Source organism: Rhizobium leguminosarum (genome assembly GCF_019798305.1).
In the GTDB taxonomy this organism is placed as follows: domain Bacteria; phylum Pseudomonadota; class Alphaproteobacteria; order Rhizobiales; family Rhizobiaceae; genus Rhizobium; species Rhizobium leguminosarum_U.
The window spans coordinates 125712-142300 of sequence record NZ_JAAXDD010000009.1; the positions used below are offsets into that span (position 1 = coordinate 125712).

The window sequence follows — 16589 nt, forward strand, 5'->3', positions numbered from 1 at the left end:
CCTCACTGGAATTCGAAGATCTGCCGGAAAACACCAGGTGCGATGATCGACAGCGGGTTGATCTGCAGGTTCGGCTGGTCGAACTTGCCTGTCAGCTTAAAGGTGATGCCGATCAGGCCGCGGTCGCTGCCATTGCCGAGGATAACGCCGATCAGCGGCAGTTCGGCAAACAGGCGGTTGAGGCCGTAGGCCGGCATGAAGGTGCCGGTCATGTCCATGTTGCCCTTGCGATCGCGCACGATGCCCTGGAAGGTTGCGCCGATCTGGTCGCCCCGCAGCACGCCGTTTTCGATGCCGACCATGCCATTGCGCGAGACGACGCGTGCAAAGCCGCGCTGGAAGCGCTGTGACGAGGTATCGATATCGCGCTTGACAGCTTCGTTGAGGCTGCGCTGCTCATTTCCGACAGGTGTTGAGACAATCGAGCGCAGCCGTTGTTCGTTGACGATCGCGAAGCGGCGCACGTCGAGCGAACCATCCCAGCCGCCCTCCGCCCCCAGCCGGATCGCGAGATTGAGCAGGCCGCCCTGCATGTGCTGGTAGAGATCGGCGAAACGCGATACCGCCCCGGCATCACCGCTGGTGATGTTGATGACGCCGCCGTCCTTCATCTGGCTGACCACCGCCTCGCCGCTGTCGGTAACGGCGGAAAAGTTGAGCGCCTGCAGCTTGTCGCCGCGCAGTGATATTTGCGCCTGGAAATTGCCGACCTTCTCGTCGTTGAAGCCGGTGACGTTTTTCAGCCTGGCGCGCACCGATACGCCGGTGTCGCCGGCATCCCCATCACCATCGTCACCCGAGCCCGATTTCAACCGCTGGATGACCGGTCGCGCATCGGCGCTGTCGCCGGAGACCGAGACGTCGAAATTGCCCTTGCTGCGTTTCACCGACAGGGCGAAATCGTCGAGCGAGGAGAGCTTGACGCTATCGAAATCGGCCGAAATCAGCCCGCCCTTGCCGATGTTCAACGATCCGCTGGCACCGAAACCGTCGCCCTTCAGGCGGAAGTTCCTGATCTGGGTATTGTCGGCCGGGCCTGATGTTTCGAATTCGGCCGTGGCGGCAATGCCACTGCCCTTCGACCAGCCTATCCAAGGCAATTCGAGCAGCGACTTGGTGAGGTCGAGCTGGACGTCCTGCCGGTCGTCATCGATCCGCGTCAGCACCATCTTCACACTGCCGCCGACGATGCCGGAAAGGCCGGGTATCAGCTTGTTGCGCTGGTCCTCAGAAAGGGTCGCAGTGATCACCCGTTGTTTGGCCGCTGTGTCGGATGCCTCGACCGGTTCGGTAAGATCGATATCCGCCGGGACGCCGTCGATCTGGGCCTTGGCATCGAGCGTGATCCGCTTCGGATTGCCGTTCAGCGTGCCGTCGAGATTGCTGATCATCCGGCCGGAAAACGGCTTGGCAAGATCGACGTCGGTGAGCTTCATCGCAACAGTCCATTCGGCCGGCGGCGGATTTTGCGAGGAGAGCAGGCCGAAATGGGCCTTCACATTCGCCTCGATCCGGCCCTTGAGATCGTCGGGCGTAAAGCCGGCCCGCTGCAGCACCCGGATCGGCCTGTAGGTCAGAAGCTCGCCGACGGCATCTGCGGGGCCGGACACCGCAAGATCGATATCAGCCATCAGTGGCTTATCGTAGTTGGCGGGCAAGATGAACGTCCCTTGGCCGAGAGCGACGGACCGGCCGGACGGGAAATAGGACGTGCCGTTCTTGATCGCGATCGTCGCAACCGGGCCGCTCAGATCGAAATGCGCTGACGTGTCGCGGATCGGCGGAATGTCGCCGGCGACGTTCATCCGCGCGCCCGCAATGTCGAAGCCGATGCGGATCTGGTTGGCGTCGAGTTTCAATCCTTTGCCGCCGGCTGCCTCGTCCAACCTGCCGAACGGAATGAAGACGGAAATGGAAGCGTTGGTGACGGTGCCGCCAAAGAGATTGCCGTGCAGCCAGGTGCGCACCTTGGGCGCCATCCAGAACGGCCAGAGCTGCTTGATCGCTGTCGTCTGCAGCTGCGCCGACTGGCCAGCGAAGCTGATTTCCGGCGATTTGTTGCCGAGCTTGACGTGCAGGGATCCGTAGAGCGCGCCGAGCGGGCTGGAAGCGGTTATGTTGGGAAACTGGAATTCACGGCCGGCGACCATGTAGCGCCCGGTCGCCTGGATGTCGAAGGAGAGCGGCGGCTCGCCGGAGCCGCCGGGGGCTGCCGTGCCGCCGCTGACGAGCAGGTCGATGCCGAAGCCCTTGCCGGCCTGCGGGTCGAGCTTGTCGAGATCGATCAGCGCGCCGTTGATGGGAAGCTTGGTCGCGCCGAATCGAGCGTTCGATCGGGCGATCTCGATCGTCTGCTTGGCGAAATCGTAGACGAGATTGATTTGCCCGCCCGACAGCTCCTGCGGATCGCCATCGGCATAGATCTGGCCGGGATCGATGTCGATTGTCGCCGCAAGCGCCGGCTGCACGCCATCGCGCCCTCTGGTGGCCGACACCGTGAGGTCGGCAAAGGCGCTGAGCCCCTGCCGTATTGCGCCCTGATCGTTGCGTTTCAGCCCGAAGGGCGTGAGGTCGGCATGCTTCAGCGTCGCAACGACCTTCGACACGTGGCCGCCGTCCTTCTCGGCCAGCACATCGAGCTCCGCCACTTCACCGTTGAGCGCGACTTCGCCGGTCAATTGCAGCGACGACGGACCGGCATGGGCAAAGACGAGATTGTCGATGACCAGCGACAGCGGGCCGTTGGCGGTATCGGCAAGCTTGATGTCGATGCCGGAGATGCGCATCGAATTCGTCGAGCCGCGCGTCACGATGCTGTCGAACATGTCGAACTGCGAGAAGATCTTCTCCATCGCCGCCGGCACGGCGTCGATGCGCAGATCGTCGAGCTTGACGGCATTGCCGGAGGGCAGAAGCGCGGTATCGAGCGCGATATCATCTGCTTCGATATCCGTAACGGCGATGCGGCCGCGGAAAAGCTGAAGCGGATCGAGCCCCAGGCGCACCGAACCCGTCGTCGATACGTGCTGGCCGCTCTCCTGGTCGATCATATTGACGTTGCGTGCTTCCAGCGCCAGCCGGAAGTCCGACGTGAAGCGGATGACGGTGGAGCCGACCTCGGCGCGATAGCGCGGTCCGGCCGCGCCGTTCAGCACCGCCTGTGCCTGCTGCGACAGCGGCTTGTCGAACATGCCGCTCTCGACGGTGAAAACGATGGCAGCAAGAATAAGCAGGATCAGTCCCAGAAATCCTGAGCTCAGCTTCGCCGTGCGGCGCATCGGCGAACGCGGCGGCGGGCAATGGACGATGATCGGATTCTCGGCCTGGGCGGACGGCAAGCGGTCCAGCGCAACGATATCCTTCTTGCGAAACGTGACCTTTTCGCCGCGGATGGCTGACATGCGCGCCCTCGGGCTCTCCCTTAAGTGAAGAATTGAACCCGGCCATGCTGGACGGGTATCCGTCCACTATATAATTCGGGGAGAGAAAGTGTCATCCACAAACCCGGCAAAAGAAAGGTTTTCCCAATGGCGGTTCCCGGCATCGGCGTCTCGGCCCCTGATTTCAACCTTCCCCGCGACGGCGGCGGCCGCGTTTCGCTGGCCGAATTCCACGGCAAACCGCTCGTGCTGTTCTTCTATCCCAAGGACGACACCACGGGCTGCACCGCCGAATCACTGGCTTTTACCGCGTTGGCGGCCGAGTTCGAAGCGGCGGGTGCTGCCGTCATCGGCATGTCGCCCGATTCGGCCGCCTGCCATGACAAGTTCATCAAGAAGCACCGTCTTTCGGTGGCGCTTGCCTCGGACGAGGAAAAGACGACGCTGCAGGCCTATGGCGTCTGGAAGGAAAAGAGCATGTACGGCCGCAACTTCATGGGTGTCGAGCGTACCACCTTCCTGATCCGCCAGGACGGCACGATCGCCACCATTTGGCAGAAGGTGAAGGTGCAGGGCCATGCCGAAACCGTCCTTGAGGCCGTGAGGAACCTGACGGCGTGACTGGGGATCTCACGATATCCTCGTTGCGCGGCGGCGCCATCGATGCGATCAGTTCGGCCGATCTCGACCGCAAGACGGCAGTTGCGCAGGAAAGCGCCACCCGCTGGTTCGCCCGCCGGGTGTCGCTGCGCTCGCCGCTCGATGCGGCCCTGCCCGACAGGCCCGGCCGTCCCGAGAAACCGATGCTGACGCCGCCGACCCAGGTGGAGAAGCGCTCGCTGCATACGCTCAAAGGGCGGATCGCGCTGCTCCACGCCATCGCCCATATCGAGCTCAACGCCGTCGATCTGGCGCTCGATATCGTCGCGCGATTCGCGACCGAGCAGGTGCCGAATTCCTTTTTCGACGGCTGGATGCAGGTCGCCTTCGAGGAGGCGAAGCATTTCCGCATGGTGCGTACCAGGCTCAACGATCTCGGCGCCGATTACGGCGATCTTCCCGCCCATGACGGGCTCTGGCAGGCTGCCCATTCGACCCGCAACGACCTGACGGCAAGGCTCGCCGTCGTGCCGCTGATCCTGGAGGCCCGCGGCCTCGACGTTACGCCGTCGCTGCAGGCGAAGATGCGTCAGACCGGCGACCTCGAAAGTGCCGATGTCCTCGACGTCATCTACAACGACGAGAAAGGCCATGTCGCCGTCGGCGCCAAATGGTTCCGCTTCCTCTGCGCCCGCGAGAAGCGCGACCCTGCAAAAGCCTTCCAGGAGCTGGTGCGGGCGAATTTCCGCGGACCGCTGAAGCCGCCTTTCAACGACCTTGCCCGCGCCGAGGCTGGGCTGACTCCGTCCTTCTACCGCTCGCTCGCATCGATCAGCCACGCTTGAAGTCACTGAAATTTATGATGCGACGGCGACAATGAAAGCATTCATTAACCATAACGGTGTCTAATTTCCGAAAGAGGCGTAGAGCATCAATCGGGAGAGCCTGCGTGAACAGCGGACATCAGCACCGGGTATTCGGCAGGCGGGCACAGGAACATATCCTCATCCTGGCAAGCGGTGACAAGGTCCGCCATATGACGGTCCGGCCGTGGATGGCTGCGCTGGCCCTCTGCTTCGTCGGTGTCTTCTCGATCGGCTATCTCCTGGCCACGTCCTATCTCGTGCTGCGCGACGATCTGATCGGCGCCACCATGGCCCGCCAGGCGCGCATGCAGCACGACTATGAAGACCGCATCGCCGCCCTCCGCGCGCAGGTCGACCGCATCACCTCCCGCCAGCTTCTCGATCAGCAGGTGGTCGAAGACAAGGTCGACAAGCTGATGGAGCAGCAGATGGCGCTCACCTCGCGCCATGGCAAACTCGACAATCTGCTCGACCGCGCCGAAAGCTCGGGCCTGACGGAAAAGGACGGCGCCCTGCCCGCGCCGACTTCCCCGGTTCAGTCTTATGCGCCCGATATCAAGGACAAGCGTGCATCACTTAACCGTGGCGGCATCGAGGCGATCGAGAAACAGCTGGCGAGCGGCGCGCCCGCCGATGCGACACCGGACAATTCGACGCTCGCCTATGTGCCGGCCACTGACACGGTTGGCGACCGTGCCGACCGCATCTTCTCCAAGGTGACGCTGTCGCTGAAAGATGTCGAACAGGATCAGCGCAGTCGTGTCGAACAGTTGACGAGCGATGCCGGCAATGCCGCCAACGCCATCGAGACCGTGCTGACCCGCTTCAAGATTCCAATGCCCGAGAGCGCTGCCGAGAAGGACGACGACGATGCGGTCGGCGGCCCCTATGTCGAGCCTGAAAGCAACGACGGCTTCAACAATTCGCTGGTTGCGCTCGACGGCGCACTGACCCGGCTCGAGGCAGTGCGCAGCACCGCCGAATCCCTGCCCTTCCGCAATCCCGCTATCGGCAAGGAAGTGACCAGCCCCTTTGGCAACCGCCGTGATCCGTTCCTCGGCCGCCTCGCGCTCCATTCCGGCATCGATTTCCGCTTTTCGCCGGGCGAAAGGATCCGCCCGACGGCGCCCGGCAAGGTGATCTCCGCCGGCTGGACCGGCGGCTACGGCAACATGGTCGAGGTCGATCACGGCAATGGCATCTCGACGCGTTACGGTCATATGTCGGAGGTTATGGTCAAGGTCGGCGACACGGTCGATCGCAATCACGTCATCGGCCTTGCCGGCAGTACCGGCCGCTCGACGGGCACGCACCTGCATTATGAAGTGCGCCAGGACGGCCACGCCGTCGATCCAGTATATTTCATGAATGCCGGCCTTAAACTCGCCACCTATATTAAGTAACTCCTGCCCGGTAACCAACGCTTCACTCTGCAATGGGTGCGGCGTCTCTATTTCTTGACTTGCCGGCCATTCGGGGCTATGTCGCGCTGCATTGCGGCATGCAATCCCGCCGACTCGTTCAGAGCTCGGCCGAACGGAATGGAAACAGTTTTCCCTTTGACGACATTTGCTGACCTTGGCTTGAGCCAAAAAGTGCTATCCGCTGTTACGGATGCGGGCTACACGATCCCCACGCCCATTCAGGCGGGCGCCATCCCGTTTGCGCTCGAGCGCCGCGATATTTGCGGCATCGCGCAGACCGGCACTGGCAAGACGGCATCCTTCGTGCTGCCGATGCTGTCGCTTCTCGAAAAGGGCCGTGCGCGCGCGCGCATGCCCCGCACGCTGATTCTCGAACCGACGCGCGAACTCGCCGCTCAGGTCGCCGAGAATTTCGAAAAATACGGCAAGAACCACCGCCTCAACGTCGCCCTCCTGATCGGTGGCGTTTCCTTCGAAGACCAGGACCGCAAGCTCGAGCGCGGCGCCGATGTGCTGATCTGCACGCCCGGCCGCCTGCTCGACCATTTCGAGCGCGGCAAGCTCCTGATGAGCGGTGTCGAGATCCTCGTCATCGACGAGGCCGACCGCATGCTCGACATGGGTTTCATCCCCGATATCGAACGCATCGCCAAGATGATCCCGTTCACCCGCCAGACGCTGTTCTTCTCGGCAACCATGCCGTCGGAGATCCAGAAGCTCGCTGACCGCTTCCTGCAGAACCCCGAGCGCATCGAGGTCGCAAAGCCGGCTTCCGCCGCAGCGACCGTGACGCAGCGTTTCGTCGCCTCGCACGGCAAGGATTACGAAAAGCGCGCCGTCCTGCGCGAACTCGTCCGCGCCCAGACCGAGCTCAAGAACGCCATCATCTTTTGCAACCGCAAGAAGGATGTCGCCGATCTCTTCCGTTCGCTCGAACGCCACGGTTTCTCGGTCGGCGCCCTGCATGGCGACATGGACCAGCGTTCCCGCACGATGACGCTGCAGAGCTTCCGCGATGGCAACCTCCAGCTTCTGGTCGCTTCCGACGTCGCCGCCCGCGGCCTCGATATCCCCGATGTCAGCCACGTCTTCAATTTCGACGTGCCGATCCATTCCGAGGATTACGTCCACCGCATCGGCCGCACCGGCCGTGCCGGCCGCTCGGGTGCCGCCTTCACTCTCGTCACCAAGCGCGACACTAAGTTCGTCGATGCCATCGAGAAGCTGATCGGCGAAAAGGTCGAATGGCTGAGCGGTGACCTGACGTCACTGCCGCCGCCGGCAGAAGACAGCCGAGACAGCGAACGCCCGCGCCGCAACAGCCGCGAGCGTGGCGCCAGAGACGGTGCAGGCCGAGATCGTGCACCGAGAGAGAATGGCGACAAGGATCGTGGACGCGGACGCGGCATTCGCGCCGCCGCGAGTCATAAATCTGACAACGACATACAGGATAATGGCGTCGACGTGATTGAAGCAGCACCAGTAAAGGCCGACATCGTGAAGAACGAGCGCAAAGCAGAGCAGAAGCCGCAGAACAATGCGCGTAACAGTCGGCCTTACCCGGCAAATGATGACAGCCGCGACCGCCGCCGTCATCGCGACCACGACGACGGCCCGACCCCGGTCGGCTTCGGCGACGATATTCCCGCCTTCATGCTGATCGCCGGCAGCGCCAAGGTCTGAACGTCCAATGGGCAGGCCCGGTCTCGATTTTCCGGGCCTCGGTGTCGGCCTGGTGATTCTGCGCGACGCCAGGATCCTTCTTTACAAACGCATGCGTCCACCTGAAGCCGGCTATTGGAATATCGTCGGCGGCAAGGTTGATCATATGGAGCCGGCTGAGGAAGCTGCGCGTCGCGAGGCCGAAGAGGAAACCGGCCTGACAATCGGTCGGATCGAACGCCTCTGCATGAGCGAGCAGATCATCGAGGCCGACCGCCAGCACTGGATTTCGATCCTCTATCTCGCCCGCGACGTCGAGGGCGAGCCGCAATTGACCGAACCGGACAAGCTCTCGGATTTCGGCTGGTTTCCCCTGACCGATTTGCCCGAGCCGCTGTCGGCCTTCACCAAGGCCGCGATAGCAGCCTTGCCGGCTGCAACACGGGGCGAATAGCTATTCGGCGCGAAGCGACGCCTCATAGGCAAGCCTCACCCATTTCGCCATCAGATCGGGATCGTCATAGGCCTCGTCGGGGATCGACCAGTAGGGCATTTTTACCGGCTTGCCCTTCTTGCCCTCATAGGTCCATTGCGTGGCCCCGGCGGCGGCAAATTCAGGCGCGCTCGTCTCGTCGGCCTTCAGCAGCATCTCGTCACGCACTTCGAGCGCGATGATGCGCCCGAGATGATAAATGCCCTTGCCGCCGAACATGCGCTTGATGGTGACAGGGCCTAGCCCCTGAAACATTTCCTCGATCCCGGCATTGTCCATTCTCTAATTCCCTCGAAATCCCGGCCACTCCGATCACAGCGCGTGATAATCCCGGTTCATATAGATGAGCGCCGGGTGTTTTTCGCTGAAGCGGACGGCCGCGACCTCACCGAAGACGACATTGTGCGTCGGCATTTCCTTGATATCGATCACCCGGCAATCGAAGGCGGCAAGCGCATCGAAGAGAACCGGCGCGCCGGTGACGAGTGTGTCGAAACGGGCGCTGGCGAAGCGGTCGTCATTGGTAAGCGCGGTGCGCCCGGAGAAAGCATCCGCGACGGCCTGGTGATGGGCGCCGAGCGTGTTGAGCACGAAGATGCCGCTGCGGAAAAAAATCTCGTTCTTCGGATTGGTATTGTTGAGGCAGATCAGCACAGAGGCTGGATTGTCCGAAACAGAGCAGGCGGCGGTAATGGTTACGCCACGGCGCAGGCCTTCCATCGCCGTCGTCACGAGCTGCACATGACCGGCATAACGGCTCATGGCGTCGCGATAAAGGCCGGGGTCGATATGCTGCCTGTTCAACACGTGCTTCTCCCGTGCGCGCTATTCTGCCTGGATCGACTTGCTATCGCGCCAATATGGCGAGCATCGGTTACCTTTTCTACAATAGGACCGGTGAAAAGCGCCGTGTTGCGCTTGTTTTTCTTTGACGATCGCGGCCTTGCGGATAAAAGGGCATGGACGATGGCTAGGGATCTCCGCCTTTCATGATCAACCTGCGTGGCATAGCAGCTTTTCTGGCGCTGCTGGGAGCGGCGGCTGAAAGCCATGCGGCTGGCGTGACGATCGGCGTCGTCGCCCCTCAGAACGGAGCGCTCGCCCTCCTCGGCGCCCAGATCGCCGCCGGCGCCGGCTTCGAGATCCAGCAGTCAGGAAATACTCTGGTCGCCATCAACGAAACCTGCGAAGACAATAGCGGTGCTGCCGTTGCCGATGCGCTTGTCAACGCCAAGGTCCAGGTCGCGATCGGCTTTCTCTGCAGCGAAACGCTCGAAGGCGCGCTGCCGAAGCTGAAGGATGCCAATATTCCCGCAATCACCGTCTCCGTGCGCTCCCGCATCCTGATGGAGGATGCGTTGAAGAACGGCTGGCCGCTCTTCCGGGCGGCGCCCGCCGACGGTGCCGAGGCGGCAAAGATCATCGAGGTGATCCTGAAGGACTGGGCCGCCGACCCGATCGCCCTGATCGAGGACGGTACCATTCATGGCCGCGAACTGACGGAAGCGGTGCGCAATGCGCTGGAGCGGAACGGCCTGAAGCCGGTCTTTACCGATACCTACCGGCCGGGACAGGAGCAGCAGATTGCCCTTGTCCGCCGCCTGAAACGGGCCGGCGCCACCAGGGTCTTCATCGGCGGCGACCGCAACGACGTCGCCGTCATTGCCCGCGACGCCAAGGCGGAGAATATCCCGCTGTCCATCCTCGGCGGCGATGCCATGCGCGCTGCCGACCAGCCGCTGCCGCTGAATTCAGGCGTGCGTGCCGTCGCCCTGCCCGAATACGCCCTCCTGCCGGAAGGCACGGCTGCGGCCGACGCGCTGCACGCCAAAGGCATCGAGCCGGAAGGTTATGTCCTGCCGTCGCTGGCCGCAGCCCTCATTGCCGGCCAGGCCGGGCAAGCCGCCGCTGCGGCGGGCAAGCCCCTCCAGGAGACGCTTCTCAGCACGACATTCCAGACGCCGGTCGGCACTCTTGCCTTCACCGGTGCGCATGAACTTTCGCAAAACCCCTACCGCCTGCTCGAATGGCGGGGCAACGGCTTTTTTCCACCCGCCGCGCCGACGCGATGAACGGCGCGCCTGCTTTGAATTCAGGCCCCGCACTCTGGCGGCCCAAACGGAGTAAGATTTGATGACGCTGCCCATTCGCATTGCCCCCTCGATCCTCGCGGCGGATTTCGCCAGGCTCGGCGAGGAGGTGCGCAACGTGACGGCCGCCGGCGCCGACTGGATCCATCTCGACGTGATGGATGGGCATTTCGTACCGAACATCTCCTTCGGCCCCGATGTCATCAAATCGCTGCGCTCCTATACATCAGCCACCTTCGACTGCCACCTGATGATCTCGCCGGTCGACGATTATCTCGAAGCCTTCGCCAAGGCCGGCTGCGACCGTATCACCGTCCATGCCGAAGCCGGACCACATCTGCACCGCTCGCTGCAGACCATCCGCAATCTCGGCAAGAAGGTCGGCGTGACAATCAATCCTGCGACACCGCTCAGCGCCATCGAGAACGTGCTCGACGATGTCGACCTCATCCTGATCATGTCGGTCAATCCCGGTTTCGGCGGACAGAAATTCATTCCGGCAATGGCCGTCAAGATCGCCGCGGCGAAGTCACTGATCGGTGATCGGCCGATCGAACTCGAGGTCGACGGCGGCGTCACGGTGGAAACGGCGCCTGAAATCGCGCGGGCGGGCGGCAACGTCCTTGTCGCCGGCTCGGCAATTTTCAAGGGCGATACGGTCGAGGATTATCGCCGGACTGTCGCCGATCTGCGTCAGGCAGCCGAAGGGGCACGAGCATGAAAAAACGTCTGATCATCGGTGGCATGCTTGCCGTCGCATTTGCCGGCCTGCCCGGCCTGTCACTTGCCGGCGACATCGCAAACATCCAGCCGATCGGCTTTTCCGCCGACGGTAAGGTTTTCGGATTCCAGGAATTCGGCATCGAGGAGAGCGGCGGCGTCCCCTACTCCAACACCTATTTTATCCATACCGAAGACGGCCACTATCTCGAGGGCACGCCCTTCCATACCGAGCTGACCGACAAGGACGCCAATCTCTCCAAGGCGCGGCGGCAGAACCTGACGGCGGCGCGCAGCCAGATGGACAAATATGATCTGCTGACCAATCCCGGCCTGATCGCCGCCTTCAATCCGCCGACCGAGCTCGGCTCCCCTTCGAAGACGATCCGCTACACGACGCTTGCAACCGACGGTCCGCCGAAAGCGCCTTATACGCTCTCGCTCGGCGAGATGCCGGTGCCGACGCCGAAGGATTGCGCTGCGGTCGACAAGCGGGTCATCGGCTTCAGACTGCAGATGATCGAGAAGGAAGGCGCTCCGAACCGGCAGGGGGCGCGCCAGGCCACCGCAGTTCCGGCCGAGCGCGTATGTTCCGTCGAATACCGGATCGGTGGTGCCGTGGTCTATCAGCCGGAGGCCGGAAACCAGGTTCACATCGCCCTCGTCCTGGCCTTCGATGCCGACAGGAACGGACGCTGGATCGCAATTCCGGTTCAACCCTGAGCATGCATCGCCCGAGGACGGATCGCCCCCGGATGGATCGTCTAAGAGCTGCACGGCCGCCCTACCCCGATCTGATCGCCGGCGCGTTGCTTTGGGGCATGCAGATGCTTGCCGCCGCCATGCTCGGCCTTTACCTGCGCAACGGCCTGCAGACGAGCCGCCTTGCTGAGGTCGCCGCACTTTATTTCGCCGGCGGCCTGTTCGCCTGGCCGTTCGCCCTGCCGCTCGCCCGCTTCCTCGCCTTTGACAGGCCGCTGGAAACGCGTTTTGCCGCTTTTTTCGTGACGCTGGCAGCGGCCACGATCCTGATGACCGCCTTCCTCTTCGCCATGGAATACCGGATGTTCTATTCGCGCTGGCACGCCCCATTCGGCAGTATCGTCTGGGCTTTCCAGTTCGTCTTCACCAGTATCAGCGCAGTCTATCAGTTCCTGGTGATCGGCCTGCGCCTCTTCCTGCCGCTCGGCCTCGTCTGCCTTGTCGCAAGCAGCTATCATCTTGCCAAACGCATGCGTTGAGATTGCCGCCCGTCTTTGCTACAGGGGCGCTAACAAACCTCTTGAAAGGCAGCCGCCCATGATCCCGCGTTATTCCCGGCCCGAAATGGTCGCCATCTGGTCTCCCGAAACCAAGTTCCGCATCTGGTTCGAGATCGAGGCGCATGCCTGCGACGCGCTGGCCGAACTCGGCGTCATCCCGAAATCGGCTGCAAAGACGATCTGGGAAAAGGGCGGCGCCGCCACCTTCGATGTCGACCGCATCGATGAGATCGAGGCCGTCACTAAACATGACGTCATCGCCTTCCTCACCCACCTCGCCGAGATCGTCGGCCCGGATGCGCGCTTCGTTCACCAGGGCATGACCTCGTCCGACGTGCTCGATACCTGCTTCAACGTGCAGCTGGTACGCGCCACCGATATCCTGCTTGCCGATATCGACCGGCTGCTCGAAGCGCTGAAAAGCCGCGCCTTCGAACATAAGGACACCGTCACCATCGGCCGTTCGCACGGCATCCATGCCGAGCCGACCACCTTCGGCGTCAAGCTGGCGCTTGCCTATGCCGAATTCGAGCGCTGCCGTCAGCGCCTCGTCGCCGCCCGCGAGGAAGTCGCGACCTGCGCCATATCGGGCGCCGTCGGCACCTTCGCCAATATCGATCCGCGCGTCGAAGAACATGTCGCCGAAGCGCTCGGCTTGAAGGCCGAGCCGGTCTCGACACAGGTCATCCCGCGCGACCGCCACGCGATGTATTTCGCCACGCTCGGCGTCGTCGCCTCGTCGATCGAGCGGCTGGCAACCGAGATCCGCCACCTGCAGCGCACCGAGGTGCTGGAAGCCGAGGAATATTTCTCGCCTGGCCAGAAGGGCTCCTCTGCCATGCCGCACAAGCGCAACCCGGTTCTGACCGAAAACCTGACCGGCCTCGCCCGCATGGTCCGCTCCTACGCCATGCCGGCAATGGAAAACGTCGCCCTCTGGCACGAGCGCGATATCTCCCACTCCTCGGTCGAGCGCATGATCGGCCCCGATGCCACCGTGACGCTGGATTTCGCACTTTCGCGGCTCGCCGGCGTCATCGAAAAGCTGCTGGTCTATCCCGAAAATATGGAAAAGAACCTCAACAAATTCCACGGCCTCGTCCACTCGCAGCGCGTCCTGCTGGCGCTGACCCAGGCCGGCACCTCCCGCGAGGATGCCTATCGCCTCGTGCAGCGCAACGCCATGAAGGTCTGGGAACAGGGCAAGGATTTTCTGGAAGAGCTGCTGGCGGATGCGGAGGTCCGCGCTGCACTGTCGGAAGAGGATATTCGGGAGAAGTTCGACCTCGGCTATCATACCAAGCATGTCAATACGATCTTCCGCCGGGTCTTTGGGACGGCTTGAGGGTCGCGGTCAACGCAGTGACGGCGCCCCTGCTCGGCGCCGTCTTCAACATATCTCGCTGTTGTTATTTATTAGCTGGTTTCTCCTTACCCGCAGCCTCAACATAATTGGGAAAGCGATACAGGCGACGAGGACAGAAGGAAGGCAGTAGGCCAAAACGAACAACAAAAAGACGAGCTCTTTTTCTCCGAAACCAGACAACGACAGAAACACTGCTGCAATCAAAGACAGCGTGCCAATAAAAACAATAAACGCCCAGAAACACGGCCGCGAATTCATTTCGATATATTTAATACGATAGGAAATAAACAATATAAAAATGAAGGGAAGCGAAAAAATAAACTTCGCGATCAAAGTGCCCATGGCCAGATCTCCGAAGAAAAATGGCAGATGACCAACCGTTATTCCAAGCAGATAGGCCTGAAAAAACAGCTCAGTCTGGGGCTCTCTTAGTTCGGAATCGACCATCTTCCCTACGCAATACGAACTCATCGTCTTGGAACTGTATTTAGCGATTCAATTTTTCTCAAGTGGCCGCTGCTTCTGCTTCGATGCCTTGGCAGCCACAGAGCGCTTAGGTGCATCCGCCTTTTTCGGCGGTGCCGCATTCGCTGCCTCCGATGTCCTGCAGGCCTCCGTCTCGCCCCTGCCCTTTGCGGCCTTGGCGACCAGGTGGTTGAGGTGCTTCAGCTCCTCCTCGTCGAGATTTTCGATACCGATGAAACGGTTCTCGGCATGGCTGGTTAGGATGATTTCGTTGAGCTTGGCCTGGATCGCCCGCGTGTCGCGCGTCTGGGCGTTCTGCAGCACGAAAACCATCAGAAAGGTGATGATCGTCGTGCCGGTATTGATGATCAACTGCCAGGTTTCCGAATAGTCGAAAAAGGGGCCAAGTGCCGCCCAGATAACGACGACGATCAGTGCCAGGATGAAGATGATGGGCTTGCCCGCCCATTCCGATACCTTTGTCGCGAAGCGGGCGAACAGATGCTTCATCGTCACCTCTGCAATCCTCCCTCGAAGCCACCGGAGCATGATGTCGACGACATCATGCTCTCGGCTAAACAAACTCCGAGGCAGGATCGAGGTTCCGTCAGGGATCCCAGATTCCGGGGATTCCCCGCAGGCGGGGCCCTGGTTACGCTGTGGCTTCCCGAGCAATCAGCTTGCGATAGAGATGCCAGGTCGCATGGCCGAGGATCGGGATAACCAGCGCAAGCCCGGCAAAGACCGGGATCGTGCCGATGACGAGCAGCGCGGCGACGATCAGGCCCCAGAGCAGCACCGGCACCGGATTGAGAATCGTCGCGCGGATCGACGCCGTGACGGCGGCGACTGCCCCGACATCGCGGTCGAGCAGCAGCGGAAAGGTAATGACAGTCATTGCCAGCACGACGAGCGCAAAGACGAAGCCGATGAGATTGCCCCAGATGATCAACTGCATGCCCGCTGACGTGCCGAAGACCTGGCGGAAAAAATCCGCCATGCTGCGCGGAAAGACCTCGCCCAACAGATTGCTATAGAGCGTCTGCGCCGTCACCAGCCAGACGACGAAGAGGCCCAAGAGCATCAGCCCGACCGCCACGATCGACGGCAGCGCCGGCGAATGGCGCACGTCCAGTGCATGCGTCCACGACGCGTCGAGGCCGGCCTCGCGCCGGCGGCTGATCTCATAGAGGCCAATCGCCGCGATCGGGCCGATCAGCACGAAACCCGCCATCAGCGGGAAGACCATCGGTAAAAGGTTGGCGCCCGAGGTCCACAGCGTCAGGAAGACGCCGGCGATCGGGTACATCAGGCACAGGAACACATAATGGGACGGTTTCTCCATGAAATCTTCATATCCGCGCTTCAGCGCGTCGAATACGTCAGCGATACCGATGCGATTGACGACGGGCCGCGCGAAGCTTTCGCTTGCACCCGTCATGACGTGAAATGCCGCCATGGCTTTCTCCTCCTCAGCCGAGACCTGATCGGCGGCGGACAGCATCGGCGGGCAAGCCGACACGAAATCCGCAACCGGCACTGGAGGAATATAGCAACTTTCACGGCCCGTGTCGCTCCCTCCCTTGATATCCCCCTCTTGACATCTTGGACCAGCTTTCTCACATCGGCGGCATCATGAAAGCCTCAGACGCAGATATCCTCATCATCCCCGGTTACACCAATTCCGGCCCGGGCCACTGGCAGAGCCGCTGGGAGGCAAAGCTCAGCACGGCGCGGCGCGTCGAACAGGCCGAATGGACGAAGCCGGTGCGCGAGGACTGGATCGCCCGCATCGCCGAGGAGGTGAACGCCTCAACCCGTCCGGTCGTTCTCGTCGCCCATTCGCTGGGCGTGCCCTCGGTGATCCATGCCATCCCGCATTTCCGCAACCGGGTGGCCGGCGCCTTCCTCGTCGCCCCGCCCGATGTCGCCAATCCCGATATCCGCCCGAGGCACCTGATGACCTTCGGTCCCTATCCGCGCGATCCGCTGCCCTTCCCGTCGATCACCGTCGCCAGCCGCAACGATCCTTTCGGAAGCTACGATCATGCCGACGATGTCGCCAGCAGCTGGGGCTCCTTCCTCGTCGATGCCGGCGAAGCCGGTCATATCAATGCCGATTCCGGTCACGGGCCCTGGCCGGAAGGCACCATGGTCTTTGCCCAGTTCCTCGGCCGGCTCCCTGCCTGATCGAGGAAAAGGCGCCATCCCGCTTGTTGAGCAAGTGCTTTCTAAGTCTTTCTTAATGGAATGACAGCAGA

17 protein-coding genes are annotated in these 16589 nt (G+C 62.0%); 11 read left to right on the forward strand and 6 right to left on the reverse strand.

What is annotated here, in order from left to right:
- Positions 1-2 precede the first annotated feature (2 nt).
- The gene (locus HFO99_RS17680) at positions 3-3401 is read right to left on the reverse strand and encodes an AsmA-like C-terminal domain-containing protein (RefSeq protein ID WP_222362532.1); all 3399 of its coding nucleotides are present in this window, start codon (positions 3399-3401) and stop codon (positions 3-5) included.
- Positions 3402-3527: 126 nt separating this feature from the next.
- On the opposite strand from HFO99_RS17680, the gene HFO99_RS17685 reads away from it, so the two are divergent.
- The 5 genes from HFO99_RS17685 (at position 3528) to HFO99_RS17705 (ending at position 8386) form a co-directional block, all read left to right on the forward strand.
- A complete protein-coding gene (locus HFO99_RS17685; RefSeq protein ID WP_162117074.1) occupies positions 3528-4001 on the forward strand; it encodes a peroxiredoxin in 474 nt (157 codons plus the stop codon).
- Complete coding sequence (locus HFO99_RS17690) at positions 3998-4825, forward strand: ferritin-like domain-containing protein (protein WP_222335034.1); 828 nt, start codon at positions 3998-4000, stop codon at positions 4823-4825. The genes HFO99_RS17685 and HFO99_RS17690 overlap by 4 nt, the downstream gene beginning before the upstream one ends.
- Positions 4826-4929: 104 nt before the next feature.
- The gene (locus tag HFO99_RS17695) at positions 4930-6249 is read left to right on the forward strand and encodes a peptidoglycan DD-metalloendopeptidase family protein (RefSeq protein ID WP_222362534.1); all 1320 of its coding nucleotides are present in this window, start codon (positions 4930-4932) and stop codon (positions 6247-6249) included.
- Between the two features lie 138 nt (positions 6250-6387).
- A complete protein-coding gene (locus tag HFO99_RS17700; RefSeq protein ID WP_222335032.1) occupies positions 6388-7953 on the forward strand; it encodes a DEAD/DEAH box helicase in 1566 nt (521 codons plus the stop codon).
- A 7-nt stretch (positions 7954-7960) separates the two neighbouring features.
- On the forward strand, positions 7961-8386 hold the full coding sequence (locus tag HFO99_RS17705; protein ID WP_222335031.1) for an NUDIX domain-containing protein: 426 nt from the start codon (positions 7961-7963) through the stop codon (positions 8384-8386).
- Here HFO99_RS17705 and HFO99_RS17710 read toward each other — a convergent pair whose 3' ends face one another.
- Both HFO99_RS17710 and HFO99_RS17715 read right to left on the reverse strand, forming a co-directional pair.
- Positions 8387-8704 carry a TfoX/Sxy family protein gene (locus tag HFO99_RS17710; protein WP_017964468.1) on the reverse strand — a complete coding sequence of 106 codons (318 nt, stop codon included), beginning with the start codon at positions 8702-8704 and terminating at the stop codon, positions 8387-8389.
- 33 nt (positions 8705-8737) lie between these two features.
- Positions 8738-9232, reverse strand: a complete 495-nt coding sequence (locus tag HFO99_RS17715; RefSeq protein ID WP_222251446.1) for a flavin reductase — start codon at positions 9230-9232, stop codon at positions 8738-8740.
- A 182-nt stretch (positions 9233-9414) separates the two neighbouring features.
- Between HFO99_RS17715 and HFO99_RS17720 the strand changes: the two genes are divergently transcribed.
- From HFO99_RS17720 to purB, 5 genes are all read left to right on the forward strand, one after another.
- Positions 9415-10497: an ABC transporter substrate-binding protein gene (locus HFO99_RS17720; RefSeq protein ID WP_222362549.1), complete on the forward strand. Its 1083-nt coding sequence runs from the start codon at positions 9415-9417 to the stop codon at positions 10495-10497.
- 61 nt (positions 10498-10558) lie between these two features.
- Positions 10559-11236 carry a ribulose-phosphate 3-epimerase gene (rpe, locus tag HFO99_RS17725; RefSeq protein WP_222362551.1) on the forward strand — a complete coding sequence of 226 codons (678 nt, stop codon included), beginning with the start codon at positions 10559-10561 and terminating at the stop codon, positions 11234-11236.
- Positions 11233-11958, forward strand: a complete 726-nt coding sequence (locus tag HFO99_RS17730) for a DUF2259 domain-containing protein (protein WP_222362553.1) — start codon at positions 11233-11235, stop codon at positions 11956-11958. The genes rpe and HFO99_RS17730 overlap by 4 nt, the downstream gene beginning before the upstream one ends.
- 32 nt (positions 11959-11990) lie before the next feature.
- Positions 11991-12476 (forward strand): hypothetical protein, encoded by a 486-nt coding sequence (locus HFO99_RS17735; RefSeq protein WP_222335027.1) that lies wholly within the window; start codon positions 11991-11993, stop codon positions 12474-12476.
- Between the two features lie 58 nt (positions 12477-12534).
- A complete protein-coding gene (gene purB, locus HFO99_RS17740; protein ID WP_222362555.1) occupies positions 12535-13842 on the forward strand; it encodes an adenylosuccinate lyase in 1308 nt (435 codons plus the stop codon).
- A gap of 45 nt (positions 13843-13887) precedes the next feature.
- Here purB and HFO99_RS17745 read toward each other — a convergent pair whose 3' ends face one another.
- The 3 genes from HFO99_RS17745 to HFO99_RS17755 form a co-directional block, all read right to left on the reverse strand.
- Positions 13888-14310: a hypothetical protein gene (locus HFO99_RS17745; protein ID WP_162117062.1), complete on the reverse strand. Its 423-nt coding sequence runs from the start codon at positions 14308-14310 to the stop codon at positions 13888-13890.
- 48 nt (positions 14311-14358) lie between these two features.
- The gene (locus tag HFO99_RS17750; RefSeq protein WP_222335025.1) at positions 14359-14838 is read right to left on the reverse strand and encodes a low affinity iron permease family protein; all 480 of its coding nucleotides are present in this window, start codon (positions 14836-14838) and stop codon (positions 14359-14361) included.
- 142 nt (positions 14839-14980) lie between these two features.
- Positions 14981-15787: a DUF2189 domain-containing protein gene (locus tag HFO99_RS17755; RefSeq protein ID WP_222362557.1), complete on the reverse strand. Its 807-nt coding sequence runs from the start codon at positions 15785-15787 to the stop codon at positions 14981-14983.
- Positions 15788-15963: 176 nt separating this feature from the next.
- Between HFO99_RS17755 and HFO99_RS17760 the strand changes: the two genes are divergently transcribed.
- Positions 15964-16518 carry an RBBP9/YdeN family alpha/beta hydrolase gene (locus HFO99_RS17760; RefSeq protein ID WP_222308762.1) on the forward strand — a complete coding sequence of 185 codons (555 nt, stop codon included), beginning with the start codon at positions 15964-15966 and terminating at the stop codon, positions 16516-16518.
- The last annotated feature ends 71 nt before the right edge of the window (positions 16519-16589 follow it).

Excerpts from the sequence above, each read along its gene's own strand:
- HFO99_RS17680 (WP_222362532.1), bottom strand. The coding sequence starts at position 3,401 with ATGTCAGCCATCCGCGGCGAAAAGGTCACGTTTCGCAAGAAGGATATC.
- HFO99_RS17685 (WP_162117074.1), top strand. The coding sequence starts at position 3,528 with ATGGCGGTTCCCGGCATCGGCGTCTCGGCCCCTGATTTCAACCTTCCC.
- HFO99_RS17700 (WP_222335032.1), top strand. The coding sequence starts at position 6,388 with ATGGAAACAGTTTTCCCTTTGACGACATTTGCTGACCTTGGCTTGAGC.
- HFO99_RS17705 (WP_222335031.1), top strand. The coding sequence starts at position 7,961 with ATGGGCAGGCCCGGTCTCGATTTTCCGGGCCTCGGTGTCGGCCTGGTG.
- HFO99_RS17710 (WP_017964468.1), bottom strand. The coding sequence starts at position 8,704 with ATGGACAATGCCGGGATCGAGGAAATGTTTCAGGGGCTAGGCCCTGTC.
- HFO99_RS17720 (WP_222362549.1), top strand. The coding sequence starts at position 9,415 with ATGATCAACCTGCGTGGCATAGCAGCTTTTCTGGCGCTGCTGGGAGCG.
- rpe (WP_222362551.1), top strand. The coding sequence starts at position 10,559 with ATGACGCTGCCCATTCGCATTGCCCCCTCGATCCTCGCGGCGGATTTC.
- HFO99_RS17730 (WP_222362553.1), top strand. The coding sequence starts at position 11,233 with ATGAAAAAACGTCTGATCATCGGTGGCATGCTTGCCGTCGCATTTGCC.
- HFO99_RS17735 (WP_222335027.1), top strand. The coding sequence starts at position 11,991 with ATGGATCGTCTAAGAGCTGCACGGCCGCCCTACCCCGATCTGATCGCC.
- purB (WP_222362555.1), top strand. The coding sequence starts at position 12,535 with ATGATCCCGCGTTATTCCCGGCCCGAAATGGTCGCCATCTGGTCTCCC.
- HFO99_RS17745 (WP_162117062.1), bottom strand. The coding sequence starts at position 14,310 with ATGGTCGATTCCGAACTAAGAGAGCCCCAGACTGAGCTGTTTTTTCAG.
- HFO99_RS17750 (WP_222335025.1), bottom strand. The coding sequence starts at position 14,838 with ATGAAGCATCTGTTCGCCCGCTTCGCGACAAAGGTATCGGAATGGGCG.
- HFO99_RS17755 (WP_222362557.1), bottom strand. The coding sequence starts at position 15,787 with ATGGCGGCATTTCACGTCATGACGGGTGCAAGCGAAAGCTTCGCGCGG.
- HFO99_RS17760 (WP_222308762.1), top strand. The coding sequence starts at position 15,964 with ATGAAAGCCTCAGACGCAGATATCCTCATCATCCCCGGTTACACCAAT.